Source organism: Peptoniphilus genitalis (assembly GCF_023614525.1).
GTDB lineage: Bacteria > Bacillota > Clostridia > Tissierellales > Peptoniphilaceae > Peptoniphilus_A > Peptoniphilus_A genitalis.
Map to the genome: position 1 here is coordinate 822,056 of NZ_CP097885.1, position 15,064 is coordinate 837,119.

Sequence of the window (15,064 nt, forward strand, 5' to 3'; positions counted from 1 at the left end):
CTTTTATTTAATTTCCGTTTCCGTGAAATTAAAATAAAAATCATAGTCAAATTTAGTTTGACTATCTTTGACTATCTAAATTATACAACATCATTAGCACTCTTGCAAGTAGTCTGCTAATTTATTTTTAAAAATTTTTCTCCTTTATAAAGTCGCGAAAATCTAGGAAGTTAAGGGGATTTACAAAGTCGTAAAAACTTTTGGGCTCGTAAAAAACTGCAAAGTCATGAGAAACTACAAAGTTAGAGATATCAAATAAGTTGTAACAAGCTACGAAGCCATAGAATAATGCGAAGTCATAAAAATCCATAAACTCATAAAAATCTGTTAAGTCATAAACTTAAATCGAGTCATATAAGCTTACGACGTCATAAAAATTTATTAAGTCATGGCTATCTACTAGTAAATAAAAACTTAACAAGCTTATAAAAAAATTTTTAAATTTCACAAAATATTTTTAAAATTTTTATTGTCTTATTCGTGTTACTATGTTAAACTGATAACAGATTATTTAATACACTTTTTTAATTAAATTCCTTTTTACTCGCCGAGATTGTCTCGGCAATTTTTTTGCCCTTTTTTAGTCAATTTAAAATTAATTCCATTTGTATATCATTTGTAAAAATGATAAAATGAACTTACCATAAAGAGAAGGCGAGAGACAAGCTCATCGACCCTTCAGCAACCTACCATGAGGCAAGGTGCTAATGCTTGTATGATGGATACATATTAATCTTGCATCCATCTTTCGATGGGTGCTTTTTTCTTCTCTAATTTTAAAGGAGGAATTTATATGTTAATGGAAGTTTATTATGAACATTATCGAGAAAATTGTAAGGGCGCTTATTGGGAAGAACCCATTTCTATTCCCTATGGAGTTTATGATAGGGATAGGAAGGCTAGGAACTCATTTTATGGCTACTTAACATCTAAGGGTTTTAAGTGTGTCACTTGGAACAATGATTATCCCCTTATACTTGTCAACACAGAACTTAAACGCTTTGGTCTAATCTACCGCGCCTGTGCTCATAAGTGCGTAGACTCTAGAAACTATACAATACAAGAGTTCAAGAATGAGGTTCTGAACATTAAATAAAGTTTTTATTTCATTTTATAAGCCTATATGATTTTTATGAGTCAAAACTTGTTTTGAGACGACATTGTTTTATGAGTGGGCATAAAGATAAAAAGAGAGGAAGTAACTAATCTACTTCCTCTTATCACTCTTTAATATTAAAATACCCCTAGTCCTTCTTGACCTAGGGGCATTTTTTTATTTTATGAATTGAATTCTTTGTATTCTCTTTTTGCTTCTTCTTGTTCTTCTGGTATTATTTTGATGCTGGCTTTTATTATTCTTTTTTCTGCTACTGCTAGTTCTGTCAAGATGCAGCCGCCTGCCTTGACGCTAAGTTTTTTCTTTTGTTTTTCGTCTGGTATAAAGCCAAGCTTTTCTATTATCAAGCCCGAGATTGTTTCGTGGTTTTCTGAATATAGGGATAGGCCAAGGGCATCGTTTATGTCTTCTATGTCCATGGATCCGTCTACAATATATTCGTTTTCGCCAATTTTTTCTACGCTGTGGTCTTCCTTGTCGTACTCGTCTTCGATTTCTCCAACTATTTCTTCTACTATGTCTTCTACTGTTACCATGCCTGAGAAGCCTCCGTACTCGTCTATTAGGATTGCTACGTAGTTTTTGGATGCTTGAAGTTCCTTTAGAAGCATGTCAATTTTTTTGGTTTCTGGTACATAGTAAGGTGACTTGATACAGTTGTCCAAGTTTATGGACTCGTAATCATTTTTTGCGTATTCAACAAAGAGGTCCTTGATGTAAACTGTTCCCAGGATGTTGTCTGTGTTCTCACGATAGACTGGCATTCTTGAGTATCCCATCTTCAAGACTTCTGTTATTGTTTCTGTTGTGAACTCGTCGTAGTCTAGCATATAAATGGATGTCCTTGGTGTCATAATTTCATATGCCAACTTGTCGTCAAAGTCCATTATGTTAACTATCATTTCTTCCCCAGCTGAGTTGATTACTCCTTGTTGGGTTGAAACTTTTATATAGGATTTTAATTCTTCTTCTGAAATTTTTTCTTCTACGTCCTCTGAATATTTTCCCATAATCTTTAATACTATTACTGTTGAAACTGATAGTAGTTTTACAAAGGGATAAAATATTTTTGAGGCAAAGGCAATTGCACCTGATGATTTGAGGGCAACTTTTTCTGAATTTTGTAGGGCAATTCTCTTTGGCACTAGCTCTCCAAAAACAAGGGTTATATAGGATAGGGCAAGAGTCACCAAAATAAAGGCTACTGTCCCACCATAGGGTATCCCGTATCCTCTTAAGAATTCTCCAAATACTTTTGAGATAGAAGTAGCTGCAGATCCAGATGAGAAAAATCCTGCCAAGGTTATTGCAACTTGGATTGTGGATAAAAATCTCGTTTGATCTTCTGAGATATCTAAAAGAGTCTTCGCTCTCTTGTCTCCATCTTCTGCCATTTCTTTTATCTTGTTGTTGTTTACTGAAACCATTGCCATTTCAGCTGACGCAAAAAATGCGTTAATGCTTGTAAGTATTGCTATTAATATGAGCTTAGCCCACAAGGCGCCATCGTCCATAAAATCTTCCTCCATTATCTTTTTGATTAATTATATCAAAGAATTTATATTTGTGACAATAAAATAATTAATCTTATCAAGCTTTTTTAGCTAATTTCTAAGGTTTAAGAATTTCCTCCTGTGGTATGAATTATTTATAGACTAAGATTGGAGGTCTTGAATGAAAAAATTAAAAAGAAGCTTGTTTATAATTTTACTTATTGGTCTCGCCCTCTTTGCTGCCTTCTTCTATGGCAAGAGGCAAATGAAAAGCGAGATGGAGCCAGAGATTACTTCTAGCGTGATTTACAACAAGTTGGTTTCTGCCAAGGAGTTGACAACTTTAAAGTACCACTACACAAACATGGGCCACTTTGAAAATCAAAATACCTTTTACGGTTACAAGGTCCCCTTCACTTCTAAGGAGTTTATTGTTTCCTACGAGGGGCTTATAAATGCTGGCATAGATCTTGACAAGATGAAGGTTGATGTTGGTGAGAAAACTATTGAGATAAAAATTCCACCAGCAGAAATTTTGAGCCACGAAATTTATGAGGACTCATTAAAGGTTTATGACGAGAGGGAATCTATTTTTAACAGGATTGACATCGAGGACTACAACGACTTCTCCAAGGATCAAAAGACAGAAGTGGAAAAGAGGGCAATAAAAAAAGGCCTCTTAAAGGAAGCCGACGAAGAATCAAAGAAAGCAATCCAAGAAATTCTTGGTGCAGACACAATTTTAAGCAAGTACGACATAAAAATCATAAGAGACGAAAATTTAAAATAAAAAAATAGAAGGGCTTTCTACTCGAAGGCCCCTCTTCTCTTTTAGCTTTCTAATAATTTTTTTACTTCTTCAATCTTTACTTCATCTAGGCTCTTGTATTTCCAATCTGGATTATTGTCCTTGTCTATCATCTTATACCTAATTCCCTCTTGCATCTCGCCAACCTCTAGGGAGTATTTTAAAATTTTTTGGTCTAGGTCCACAGTTTCTACATAGGTCAAGTCCTTGCCAATAAAATATTTTTCAAACTGCAAAGCCAACATAAATTGGGATTTGCTCCTTAGGTCTTTTAAGATATCTGATGCAAATTCATCTTCCTTGTTGTCCTCTAGTTTTTCATAAATTTCAGCTAAAGTTTCTCCTGAGAAATATTTTTCTATTTTATCAGCATTTTTTTCAACAAGGGTCTCGTGAATTTCCTTTTTATATTTTTCTGCTTCTTCTCTTAACTTACCTATTAATTCATTGCCCTCGTAATTTTCTGATAATTCAAAAAACTTTTCTCTTATCTTTTCATAATCTTTTGAGTCAATATATACATGAGCAAGTCCATGCTTAATCAAGTCTGGGGATGCTAGACTTCCTCCACAGAGTCCTAGATATTGTCCAAGAGCTTGAGGCAAGCTAGAGATAAATTTCCCCACACCTACATCGGGTACAAAGCCTAGCCTTGTTTCTGGCATTGCCCATTTTACTGTCTCGTCACAAATGATAAAGTCAGAATTTATGCTTATTCCAATTCCACCACCCATGACTATTCCCTTCCAATAAGAAACAATAGGTTTTTTATAAGAGGCAACATACTTGTCTAGGTCAAACTCTTTGACAAAGAGCTCGTCCTTATCCTGGCACTCATCATTGATAATAAAATCATTGTATAGGTGGACCAAGTCGCCACCAGAACAAAATCCCTTAGAAGACTTACTTTCGAAGAGGATAGCCCTTATTCCATCATCTTTTTCCCATTTTTCTAAAATATTTCTTATATCCTTTACCATCTTTAAGTTGATAGCATTTATTTTCTTTGGCCTATTAAAATAAATTATTCCAACATTTTTTATCACTTTGCTTATTATAAAGTCATCTTTTTTCATCTTATCACCATCTTTTTGATTTCGCTTAATATATACCCTATTGATAGATAAAGAATTGATGATTATAATCTACAATAAATTTCTAAAAAATTAATATTCTATCTTGTTTTCAAATATAAATTTTAAAATTATATAGTAGATTAGGAAAAAAACTCCTGCAAGAGGCCAAACAATCCAGGACCTATCCCAATTATTTGTCAAAAAGGAATATGCCAAGTAGATTCCTGTTGCGGCAATCCAATAAATTAAACAGAAAGGTCCCAGCTTCCCCTTTAATTTTTTATTTTTCTTACTATATTCTCCCTCTTCCAAAATCGCATTGATTGAATTCATAAAAGTATTTGCCCTAATCAAAAGATTTACTCCAATAGCTATAAGAAAAAGCATTACAACTACTGAGATCATCATAGGCATATCTTCCACTGAGAAAATCATCCCAATAAAAATAGGAATAACTGATGCCACTAAGAGCAAAACTCCAAGTATATTGTCTCTGGCATAGGCATCGTGGATTTTTTCTGCCCTATCTCTTGCCATTCCATCAACACCATAGGCTGTATCTATGCCTTCATTTTCTATAAATTCATATTTTTTTAATTTCATAGCTTCCCTTATAAATATTCCAAGGGCTCCAATTACAAATAAAAACAAAACTGTAAGAGAGATTCCATATACTACATTTTCTGGAACTGATATGAGGTTACTTTCATAAGCTTGTGATAAAAGTAATAAAGTTACAGGTGAAATTACACAAAGGGAAACTCCAAAGGCAATATTTCTGCCAGAAACTTCTTTTAAATCTAGATATTCATTTGCTTCTTCCATGCTAAGTTTTATTAACTTTTTATCTTCCTCAAAATCTTCTTCTGAGAACTCTAGGTCTTCAATTTCATCTTTAATCAAATAGTCCGTTGTAACTCCAAAAATTCTGCTTAATTTTAAGATTTTTTCCATATCGGGTACTGCTTGGGCACTTTCGTATTTTGAAATAGACTGCCTGCTCACACCAAGTTTTTCTGCAAGTTCTTCTTGAGACCAAGAATTTTTCTTCCTAAGATTCATAATTTTATCTCCTAAAATCATAGTCCTACCTCCTTTTCTATTTGAATTTTATATATTTTTAGAGTAGCAATCTATAAATTTGACTTTGCAATTTGTTAACTCGCAGTTGCAAATCCGCTAAAAGCCAACTTTTTATATTTTACAAATTGCTATTCAAGAGATTGTATATTTTTAATAAAGAATATGTAAATTTTTATAATTTTGGGCAATAAAAATCCCGACTTGTGTCAGGATTAAAATTATTTTTTATTTTGTGCCAAGTTTATTATTTGGTCTGCAATACTTTCAAAGTCAAAGGAAGATGAGTTTATCAAGATGTCGTAGTTGGCTGACTCGCCCCAAGTTCTTCCAGTGTTCCTGGAATAGTGGTTGGCACGTCTGTTGTTTTCACGAGTCATTTTTATCTCAAGCTTGTCCTTTTTAACCTTGTAAGTGTTTAAAATTCTTTCTTCTTTGAAGTCCTTTGATGCGTAGATAAAGACTGACAGCTTTGGAAAGTCTTCCAAGACAAAGTCACTGCACTTGCCAAAGATCACAACTTTTTTCTTTTTTGCAAGCTCCCTAATTGTCCTTGAGTCTAAGAGGAAGGCTGCGTCGTCAACTGCTATGTCCTCTTGGGAGTAGGAGTAGTTTTGTCTATATAGGTCATAGATTGTCCCCTGCAAGAAGGAGTCATCTTTTTTAATTTCTTCAGGCTTTACTTTTTTCTCAAGGCTGGTAAGTTCTATAAGTTTTTCGTCATAAAATTCGTAATTTAATTTATCTGCAACTTTCTTGGCAATTTCATTTGCCCCAGATCCATATTCTCCATCAATTGTTATTAGTTTTTCTCCGGTTTTTTGGAATATTTTTTTAAATAGTGACATATCTTCACCTCTCTTTAATTATACTCTAGCTTTGTGAAAGTTTTTTTATTCAATTTAAAATTCTTGTGAAATTTTATCCCCTATTTAATTTCCTCTCTAGTCTTTTCTCAAGGTATGTTTCTATTGGGACTTGGGCAAATATTGTTGCCAGAAAAATTATTATAGCTCCAAAAATTTCTCTTTCTGTCATCTCTTGTGATAGGATAAGCCAACCAAAGAGGGCACCAAAAACTGATTCAAGGGAGCAGATCATTGATGCAACAACTGGTTCTAGGTCCTTTAATGCCATTAGTTGGATAGTGAAGCCAACTCCTGAAGAAAGAATTCCCACATAGAGGATAGTCACATAGGATTTTAAAATCCCGTCCATACTTATGTCTTCAAGGACAAGAGCTCCCACTAAAGATATGACTCCACAAACTGCAAACTGAACTAGGGAAACCAAAACTGCGTTGGTGTTAGTTGAGTACTTTGTCAGTAATAAAATATGAATGGCAAAGATAAGGGCAGATAAAATTACAATTAAGTCTCCCCTATTGATCTTGAGTCCACCCTTGATAGACAAGAGGTAGGTCCCCACCATGGCAAGAAAGATACAAATTATAATTTTTACACTTGGTCTTCTTCCAAAAAACAGTCCTATTACTGGAATAAAAACTATGTAGAGGGCTGTCAAAAAACTTGCCTTGGCAGCTGTTGTATAAATAAGGGAAACTTGTTGGAGATTAATGGCTATTGTAAAAACCAGGCCGCAAACACTTCCTCCCACAAGGGTCCTCTTCATGTCAAACTTTTCTTCTCTGTATGACGCTGACTTCATCATAAAAAATTTATAGGTTAGGTATAAAAATACAACTGCTACAAAACATCTTGAGGCAGTAAAAGAAAGGGGCCCTAAGTGTTCCATACCCGCTGCTTGTGCCACAAAGGCAAGTCCCCAGATTATTGCCGTTGCAAATAACATTATTGATGCTTTAAGTTCTCTTTTCATTTTTACACCACCCAAAAAACACCAATTCAGAAGTTTAAGCCCAAATTGATGTTAAAATTCTATAATTTAATATTATCACAATTTATCTAAGAAAAATAGTAATGCAATATTTCTTACCATAAAAATTTTAAATTAGACCTTTTTTAAATCTCATGTATAATTAAGATAAGAGGTGAATTATGATAAAGTTTAATTTGTATAAAGAAGGAGGACTAAAGGTCCACTTCGTTAAAAAAGATCAAGAGCTTCCTAGTGAAATCAAAGAGTATCTTGAAAAGAAAAAGTTCGCTTATAAGTTTAAGGAAAGTTTATACCTTCCTAGCTTTGAAGAAGAATCTGAAATCTTCATGGGACTTGGCGATGATGAACTTGACCTTGAAGATGTGAGAAATCTTTTCTTCGAACTTGGAAATATTTTAAGAGACAACCAAGAGCATGAAGTTGAAATAAAAATGCCAGAGCTTTCAATCTGCAATAAGAAAACTATTATGGCAGCCTACGAAGGACTTCGCCAAGGTGAATATGAATTCACAAAGAAAACTGATGTAAAAGAAAAGAAGGCTGACTTTGAACTTACAGTAAACTATACTGCCTTTAGGGGACCTGAAGCAAAATTAAGAGAGGGTCTTGATAAGATAGAAAATATTATGGACGGGGTCTTCCTTGCAAGAGACCTTGTAAATGAAAGAGCCAATGTAATTTATCCAGAGACTCTTGCTAATATTGCTAAAGAAAAATTAGAAGAAGCTGGCGTTAAGGTAACAGTTTATGAAGAAGACGAAATCGAAAAAATTGGCATGAAGGCTTTTTTAAGAGTTGCAGCAGGTGCTACAAATCGTCCAAGACTTATTGTAATGGAATACAAAAACGCCGACACAGAAAAAGTTGCCCTTGTTGGTAAGGGACTAACTTACGACTCAGGTGGCTACAACATCAAGTCCCCATCTGGCATGAACTACATGCACTGCGACATGGGTGGAGCAGGTACGGTTATTGGCACAATCTATGCCCTTGCAAAGAACAAGGCAAAGACAAATATAGTTGGCGTAGTTGCAGCTTGTGAAAATATGATTTCAGGTCAGGCTTACAAGTCTGGCGACGTAATAGACTCCATGAAGGGACTTACAATTGAAGTTGCAAACACTGACGCTGAAGGAAGAATTACTCTTGCCGATGCAGTCCACTATGCGACAAATGATCTTGGAGCAGAAAAAATTATTGACCTTGCAACCCTTACTGGCGCAGTTACAATTGCCCTTGGAGAAGTTTACACAGGTGCAGTTACAAATAACGAAGACTTTTACAAGGAAGTCCTTGAAGCTGGTAAGCTAGCTGGAGAAAAAATGTGGGCCTTCCCTTACGACGAAGACTACAAGAAGTTAAACAAGTCAGAAGTTGCTGACATCAAGAACACATCTGGTAGACAAGCAGGGTCCGTTACAGCAGGACTTTTCGTTGGCGAATTCGTAAAAGAAAACACTCCTTGGGTCCACCTAGACATAGCAGCAACAGCTTATAGGGACAAGAAGTCAGGTTACCTTCCAAAGAATGCAACTGGAATTCACGTAAAGACATTAAACAACCTACTAGACCCAACAGATTGCTAATAAATTTTAAATCACAACCACTGGCTAAATTCACAGGCTGGTGGTTTTTTTGTAAGAAGCTTTTATAAAAATTTTACAAAAATTTTAAAAGAAGCTAGAAAAAATAATATTTTCTTGTGCTACAATAAAAAATATTAATTAGCCTTTAAAGTTTTTATACTTTAAGCATGAGTTAAATTCTTAAAATTTTATGCCTAAGTAGTTACAAATATTATTTTAATTGGGAGTACAAAATGACCTTAGCAATAAATAAAATCATCAACAGTTTACTAGAAATCATATTATTTTCTCTCCTTCCCTTTCTTTTCTGGTACTTTTCAGCAAGAAAACAAGAAAGGTTTACAGATTGGATAGGACTGAAAAAAATAAAAGGAGCTAAGAAGACAGCACTTGCAATTATTATAGTGACAACTTTTTATTTATTGATAAGCTTAATTCTTCTTAATAGCTTAAAAAATATAGAAAATGCAACTACAGAATTCCAAGGACTTAGGTTTGCTGCCCTTCCTGCAATTTTTATCTATGCAGTCTTTAATACTTCTTTTCCTGAAGAAATCTTATTCAGAGGCTTTATCTTAAAAAGACTTGCCAATAAGTTGGGATTTGCTAAGGCAAATTTTATACAAGGACTACTATTTGGTATATTGCATGGAGTGATGTTCTTTCCTCTTGTTGGTAATTTAAAATCTATTTTAATTATTTTATTAACAAGCCTTATAGCCTTATCTATGGGCTATGTAAATGAAAAATCATCAGATGGATCAATTATTCCTAGTTGGATTATACATGCATTTTCTAATTTTATTGCTGGTCTTTATGCTGCCTTTTATATTTAATTTAGTTTTCTTTAAATTATAAAAAAACTCTGCCAAATAATCCTGACAGAGTCCATAAAAGTTAATATAGTTTGCAATAAAAAATCTGCTAGAGATTTCTCTCTAACAGATTTATTTTTTTATAGGAATAGTCCGCCGTATGCAACAAATAGTGGTGCGAATACAAGGGATACAACAGTTATAAGTTTAATTAGAATATTAAGAGAAGGTCCTGATGTATCTTTGAATGGGTCACCAACTGTGTCTCCAGTTACAGCTGCCTTGTGAGCTTCTGAACCCTTACCACCGTGTGCTCCACCTTCAATGTATTTCTTAGCGTTGTCCCAAGCTCCACCAGCGTTTGACATAAAGATTGCCATTAGTACGCCTGTTACAAGAGCTCCGGCTTGAAGTCCACCTAGGGCTTCTGTACCAAGTAGTAGACCTACTAGTACTGGAACAATTACAGCGATTAGTCCCGGTACAACCATTTGCTTAAGAGCAGCACCTGTTGAGATGTCAACACATCTTGCATAGTCAGGTCTTGCTTTACCTTCCATGATTCCAGGAATTTCTCTGAATTGTCTTCTAACTTCGTCGATCATTTCTGATGCTGCGTTACCTACTGCTGACATAGTAAGTGCAGAGAAGGCAAATGGAAGCATACCACCAACGAAAGTTGCAGCAATAACTTCTGGCTTAGAAATATCAATTCCTGTTAGGCCAGTAGCGTTAATGTAAGAAACGAAAAGTGCAAGAGCAGTAAGTGCTGCTGATCCAATTGCAAATCCCTTTCCTATAGCTGCTGTTGTATTACCAACAGAGTCAAGTGAGTCTGTGATATCACGAACGTCTTCTGGTAGTTCACACATTTCTGCAATACCACCAGCGTTGTCTGCGATTGGTCCATAAGCATCTACGGCAATTGTCATACCAGTTGTTGAAAGCATACCAACAGCTGCAAGAGAAATTCCGTAAAGTCCTACGATTGGATCTGCGCTTCCGCCAGCTCCAAGGTAAGCTGCAATAATACCAATAGCGATGATGATGATTGGTCCAACTGTTGACATCATACCAACAGAAAGTCCAGCAATAATATTTGTTGAAGAACCAGTTTCTGATTCTGCTCCAATTCTCTTAACTGGTGCATAATCATCAGCTGTGTAATATTCTGTGAATTTAGAAATTATTAGACCAACTGCAATACCAATGATTACTGGTGCAAATGGTGAAAAACTTCCAAAGATGTGATTTGATAAAAGTGCTGAAGCGATCATAGTAACAGCAGCTGCTACATATTCACCTGCGTTAAGAGCCTTTTGTGGGTTCTTGTCTCCCTTTACAAAGAAAGCAGCTACAATTGATGCAAGAATACCAATTGTTGCAACAAGCATACCAAATGTAACGCCTTCTTCTCCGTAAGCTACAACTCCAAGAGTAATAACTGAAAGAAGTGCTCCAACGTATGATTCAAATAAGTCAGCTCCCATACCAGCAACGTCCCCAACGTTATCTCCTACGTTATCAGCGATAACTGCAGGGTTTCTTGGGTCGTCTTCTGGGATACCAGCTTCAACTTTACCTACAAGGTCAGCTCCAACGTCTGCAGCCTTAGTGTAGATACCACCACCAACTCTTGCAAAAAGTGCAATAGATGATGCTCCAAGTGAAAATCCTGTAATGATTTCAGTTTGTCCACCTGTTAGGAAGTATGCGCAAGAAATACCAATAATTCCTAATCCAACAACGCACATTCCCATTACAACTCCACCTGAAAAGGCAACGTCAAGGGCTTTACCTAGGCCACCCTTCCATGCTGCGTTTGTTGTTCTAACGTTTGCTTTTGTAGCAACCTTCATACCAACATAACCAGCAGCTACTGAAAAGATAGCTCCTACTATGAAACAAATAGCAGTTGGAATTGATTTAAGTCCTACTGCCAAGATAATTGCAAGTACAACGACAAATACAACAAGAGCTTTGTATTCTCTTGTTAAAAATGCCATAGCTCCTTCTGAAATGTAAGATGAAATTTCCTTCATTCTTTCATTTCCGGCATCTTGTCTTGACACGAAACTTGCCTTGTATGCAGCAAATAGTAGTGCCAAAACGCCGACGATAGGAGCTAGATATAACATATTCATTCTAATCCTCCTTAAATTTTAATTAAATTGCAGCTAATACAATAAGTGCAAGTACAAAAACGATGCTTGAACCAATAACAACTTTGTTTTGGATATCTTTTTTACTAGAACCCTTATGAGATCCCCACATGCTAGTTTCTTCGCCTTGAAGAGTTCCTAGACCAGCTTGTTCTGATTCCATTTGTGCAACTACAGTTATTACAATTATGCTCGCAATAATAATTATAATAGATAATAAAGTTTGCAAACTTATACCTCCCTTAAATTTCTATAACATATAAATTCTAACACAGCAAGGCTTGCTAATCAACGAATTTATACGATAATTTGGCTTTTTTTAACAAGTTACTTCCTTTTTTAAGCCTTCTTCGATTAAGTCCTCCCTATCTTGCATTGCAAGTAGAGTTTTTTCTATTAGGTCATCAAGTTCCCAGCCAAGCTTTTCTGCCCCTCTTTTTATTACATCTCGAGAGCAGCCTTCTGCGAACTTCTTGTCCTTAAACTTTTTCTTTACACTCTTTAGGTTCATGTCCTTGGTGCTCTTTGATGGCCTCATAAGTGAAGCTGCATAAATTAATCCTGTAAGCTCATCTGCAGCGAAGAGGACCTTCTCCATAAAGAGTTCTGGTTCAACATCAGAACATATTCCAGACCCATGAGACATTATTGCGTGAATTAATTCCTCACTTCCACCTGCCCCACTTAAAATCTCTGGCGTATTCTTTAGATGTTCTTCAGGATATCTTTCATAGTCCACGTCGTGAAGAAGTCCTGCCATCTTCCAAAAGTCTACATTGTCCTTGTCGTACTCTTCTGCAAAGTAACCCATAACACTTTCAAGAGTCAAGGCATGTCTTATGTGGAATTCTTCCTTGTTGTATTCCTTTAAAAGCTTTAAGGCATCTTCTCTACTTATTCCAATCTTCATAATCCCACTTCCTTTTTCCTAATTCTATCACAATAATTTTTGAATTTCACTTTTATCTACTTATGTTATAATGAAGATAAGAATGCAATGAACAATGGAGGTTTTTATGAAAAAAAATGTTGGCATAATGGGCTTTGGTAGAATTGGTAGAGACGCACTAAGAATCTGGGCCCTAAGAGATGATGTTAATTTTGAAGTTACTCACGTAGCTGTAAGAAATTTAGAAAAAACTTTAAAAGAAAGAACTCACCTATTTAAATACGATACAATCTATAGAAAATTCCCTGGTGAAATTGAATTCACTGACGACGGAATGATCATCAATGGAAAGAAAGTTACTTTCGTTGAATCAAAAACTCCAGACAAGATGAACTGGAAAGAGCTTGGTGTTGATGTTGTAATCGATTCATCTGGTGCCTTCAAGGACGAAGAACAAGCAAGAGGTCACCTTGAAAGTGGTGCAAAGAAAGTTGTCTTAACTTCTCCAGGCAAGGGCAAGATGCTTACAGTTGTAATGGGTGTTAACGACGACAAGTACGACCCAGAAAAGGACGACATTATCTCTAACGCATCTTGTACAACAAACTGTCTTGCTCCAGTAACTAAGGTTATCTTAGAAAACTTTGGAATCAAGAGGGGACTTATGTCCACTGTTCACGCTTACACTAACGACCAAAACATCCACGACGGTGTTCACAAGAAGGACATGAGACGTGCAAGAATGGGAGCAGAAAATATTATTCCAACTTCAACTGGTGCAGCTAAGGCTGTTGGAAAAGTTATTCCAGAAGTTGACGGAATCTTAACTGGCTTTGCCCTAAGAGTTCCTGTTCCAACTGGATCATTAGTTGACGTTACTTTTGAACTTGAAAAAGAAGCTACAGTTGAAGAAATCAACGCAGCTATAAAGAAGGCATCTGAAAATGAATTAAAGGGAATCCTTGCTTACTCTGAAGACGAAATTGTTTCTTCTGATATTATTGGCGACACTCACTCATCTATTTTCGATTCACTTCTTACAACTGTTAACGGCAAAATGGTTAAACTTATTTCTTGGTACGACAACGAATGGGGTTACACAGAAAGAGTTATTGACCTAACAGAAAAAATCGTTGAATCTCTATAATTAAATTTATTAGGAGGCTTGCACAGGCAGGCCTTTTTTTATTTGCCTAAGATTTTTTTATGGGTTATCATTAGCTTGTAAATGATTGAAAATTTTTTGACCACTGATAAAGGAGAAGCTAATGCTTAAAGATAAATATAAACTCACAGGCGAGAAAATAAAAATAGAAGAATTGGCAGAAAAAATTGTTAGCGAAGAAAGAGATGAGGACATAAAAAAGGAAGTCTACGAAGAACTTGTACCAAGGTTAAGAGAACTTCACGAAAAACTTTTTGCAGAATCCAAGCAGGGGATTCTTGTAGTCCTCCAAGCCATTGACGCTGCAGGCAAGGACGAGATAATAAAATATATTTTTTTCAAATCTTGAGCCCCAAGGTCTAAAGAACACTTCCTATGGCAAGCCAACTGATGAAGAAAATGCCCACGACTACCTTTGGAGAATGGCTAAGGGCCTTCCGAAGAGAGGCGAAGTTGCCATCTTAAACCGTTCCTACTACGAAGATATTATTTCACCAAAAATCTATGATACCCTAGGTCATCTTCCAGAAGAAATTAGAAATGACAAAGATTTATGGAAAAAGAGATACAAGCACATAAACAACTTTGAAGAATACCTAGTTGAAAATGGCTTTAAAGTAGTGAAGTTTTTCTTCAATGTTTCTAAGGATGAGCAAAGAAAAAGACTCCTTGAAAGAATTGAGGACCCAAAACAAAATTCTGAGTTTTCCTTCTCTGACTTAGAAGACAGGGACAATTGGGACAAGTACCAAGTAGCCTTCGAAGAGATGTTAAACAACACTTCAACAGAACTTGCTCCATGGTATGTCCTTCCAGCAGACAACCCTTGGCTATCAAGAAAGATTGCAACTCTTGCCCTTATTGATACAATAGAAGAAATCAATCCAAAGTATCCAACTTTCACTGGTGAAGATAAGAAAAAGGCAGAGGAAATTGCTAAAAAGTTAAGAAATAAAGAAATTTAATTTTGACCCCTAGTTGATCTTATAAAAGTTAAAAGTATAAAAGTATAA

General features: G+C 35.6%; 15 protein-coding genes and 1 riboswitch. Of the genes, 7 read left to right on the forward strand and 8 right to left on the reverse strand.

Translation table 11 applies throughout. The features are described from left to right. The first annotated feature begins 638 nt into the window (after nt 1–638). Nucleotides 639–725: riboswitch (SAM riboswitch) on the forward strand. A 68-nt stretch (nt 726–793) separates the two neighbouring features. Continuing rightward, nucleotides 794–1,096 (forward strand): hypothetical protein, encoded by a 303-nt coding sequence (locus M9426_RS03925; protein ID WP_250342519.1) that lies wholly within the window; start codon nt 794–796, stop codon nt 1,094–1,096. Between the two features lie 182 nt (nt 1,097–1,278). Here M9426_RS03925 and M9426_RS03930 read toward each other — a convergent pair whose 3' ends face one another. Further along, entirely contained in the window at nt 1,279–2,631 is a 1,353-nt protein-coding gene (locus M9426_RS03930) for a hemolysin family protein (protein WP_250342520.1), read from the reverse strand. A gap of 160 nt (nt 2,632–2,791) precedes the next feature. Between M9426_RS03930 and M9426_RS03935 the strand changes: the two genes are divergently transcribed. Continuing rightward, complete coding sequence (locus tag M9426_RS03935) at nt 2,792–3,400, forward strand: DUF4230 domain-containing protein (protein ID WP_250342521.1); 609 nt, start codon at nt 2,792–2,794, stop codon at nt 3,398–3,400. 41 nt (nt 3,401–3,441) lie between these two features. Here the strand turns inward: M9426_RS03935 and M9426_RS03940 are convergent, their stop codons facing one another. The 4 genes from M9426_RS03940 to M9426_RS03955 form a co-directional block, all read right to left on the reverse strand. Next, entirely contained in the window at nt 3,442–4,494 is a 1,053-nt protein-coding gene (locus M9426_RS03940) for an enoyl-CoA hydratase/isomerase family protein (RefSeq protein WP_250342522.1), read from the reverse strand. A 90-nt stretch (nt 4,495–4,584) separates the two neighbouring features. Next, nucleotides 4,585–5,577: a helix-turn-helix domain-containing protein gene (locus M9426_RS03945; RefSeq protein WP_250342523.1), complete on the reverse strand. Its 993-nt coding sequence runs from the start codon at nt 5,575–5,577 to the stop codon at nt 4,585–4,587. A gap of 218 nt (nt 5,578–5,795) precedes the next feature. Then, nucleotides 5,796–6,422: a cytidylate kinase-like family protein gene (locus M9426_RS03950; protein ID WP_250342524.1), complete on the reverse strand. Its 627-nt coding sequence runs from the start codon at nt 6,420–6,422 to the stop codon at nt 5,796–5,798. Between the two features lie 73 nt (nt 6,423–6,495). After that, nucleotides 6,496–7,413: a DMT family transporter gene (locus M9426_RS03955; protein WP_250342525.1), complete on the reverse strand. Its 918-nt coding sequence runs from the start codon at nt 7,411–7,413 to the stop codon at nt 6,496–6,498. A 179-nt stretch (nt 7,414–7,592) separates the two neighbouring features. On the opposite strand from M9426_RS03955, the gene M9426_RS03960 reads away from it, so the two are divergent. Continuing rightward, the gene (locus tag M9426_RS03960) at nt 7,593–9,020 is read left to right on the forward strand and encodes a leucyl aminopeptidase (RefSeq protein ID WP_250342526.1); all 1,428 of its coding nucleotides are present in this window, start codon (nt 7,593–7,595) and stop codon (nt 9,018–9,020) included. 233 nt (nt 9,021–9,253) lie between these two features. Next, nucleotides 9,254–9,856 carry a CPBP family intramembrane glutamic endopeptidase gene (locus M9426_RS03965; RefSeq protein ID WP_250342527.1) on the forward strand — a complete coding sequence of 201 codons (603 nt, stop codon included), beginning with the start codon at nt 9,254–9,256 and terminating at the stop codon, nt 9,854–9,856. Between the two features lie 119 nt (nt 9,857–9,975). On the opposite strand, the gene M9426_RS03970 is transcribed toward M9426_RS03965, so the two are convergent. The 3 genes from M9426_RS03970 to M9426_RS03980 form a co-directional block, all read right to left on the reverse strand. Next, the gene (locus M9426_RS03970; RefSeq protein ID WP_250342528.1) at nt 9,976–11,979 is read right to left on the reverse strand and encodes a sodium-translocating pyrophosphatase; all 2,004 of its coding nucleotides are present in this window, start codon (nt 11,977–11,979) and stop codon (nt 9,976–9,978) included. A gap of 22 nt (nt 11,980–12,001) precedes the next feature. Then, nucleotides 12,002–12,226 carry a preprotein translocase subunit SecG gene (locus tag M9426_RS03975; protein ID WP_148464788.1) on the reverse strand — a complete coding sequence of 75 codons (225 nt, stop codon included), beginning with the start codon at nt 12,224–12,226 and terminating at the stop codon, nt 12,002–12,004. A gap of 90 nt (nt 12,227–12,316) precedes the next feature. Continuing rightward, nucleotides 12,317–12,907: an HD domain-containing protein gene (locus tag M9426_RS03980; protein WP_250342529.1), complete on the reverse strand. Its 591-nt coding sequence runs from the start codon at nt 12,905–12,907 to the stop codon at nt 12,317–12,319. 106 nt (nt 12,908–13,013) lie between these two features. On the opposite strand from M9426_RS03980, the gene gap reads away from it, so the two are divergent. From gap to M9426_RS03995, 3 genes are all read left to right on the forward strand, one after another. Beyond that, nucleotides 13,014–14,033: a type I glyceraldehyde-3-phosphate dehydrogenase gene (gene gap, locus M9426_RS03985; protein WP_060799841.1), complete on the forward strand. Its 1,020-nt coding sequence runs from the start codon at nt 13,014–13,016 to the stop codon at nt 14,031–14,033. A gap of 121 nt (nt 14,034–14,154) precedes the next feature. After that, nucleotides 14,155–14,400 carry a polyphosphate kinase 2 family protein gene (locus M9426_RS03990; protein WP_250342530.1) on the forward strand — a complete coding sequence of 82 codons (246 nt, stop codon included), beginning with the start codon at nt 14,155–14,157 and terminating at the stop codon, nt 14,398–14,400. Further along, nucleotides 14,381–15,016, forward strand: a complete 636-nt coding sequence (locus M9426_RS03995) for a polyphosphate kinase 2 family protein (RefSeq protein WP_250342631.1) — start codon at nt 14,381–14,383, stop codon at nt 15,014–15,016. The genes M9426_RS03990 and M9426_RS03995 overlap by 20 nt, the downstream gene beginning before the upstream one ends. The last annotated feature ends 48 nt before the right edge of the window (nt 15,017–15,064 follow it).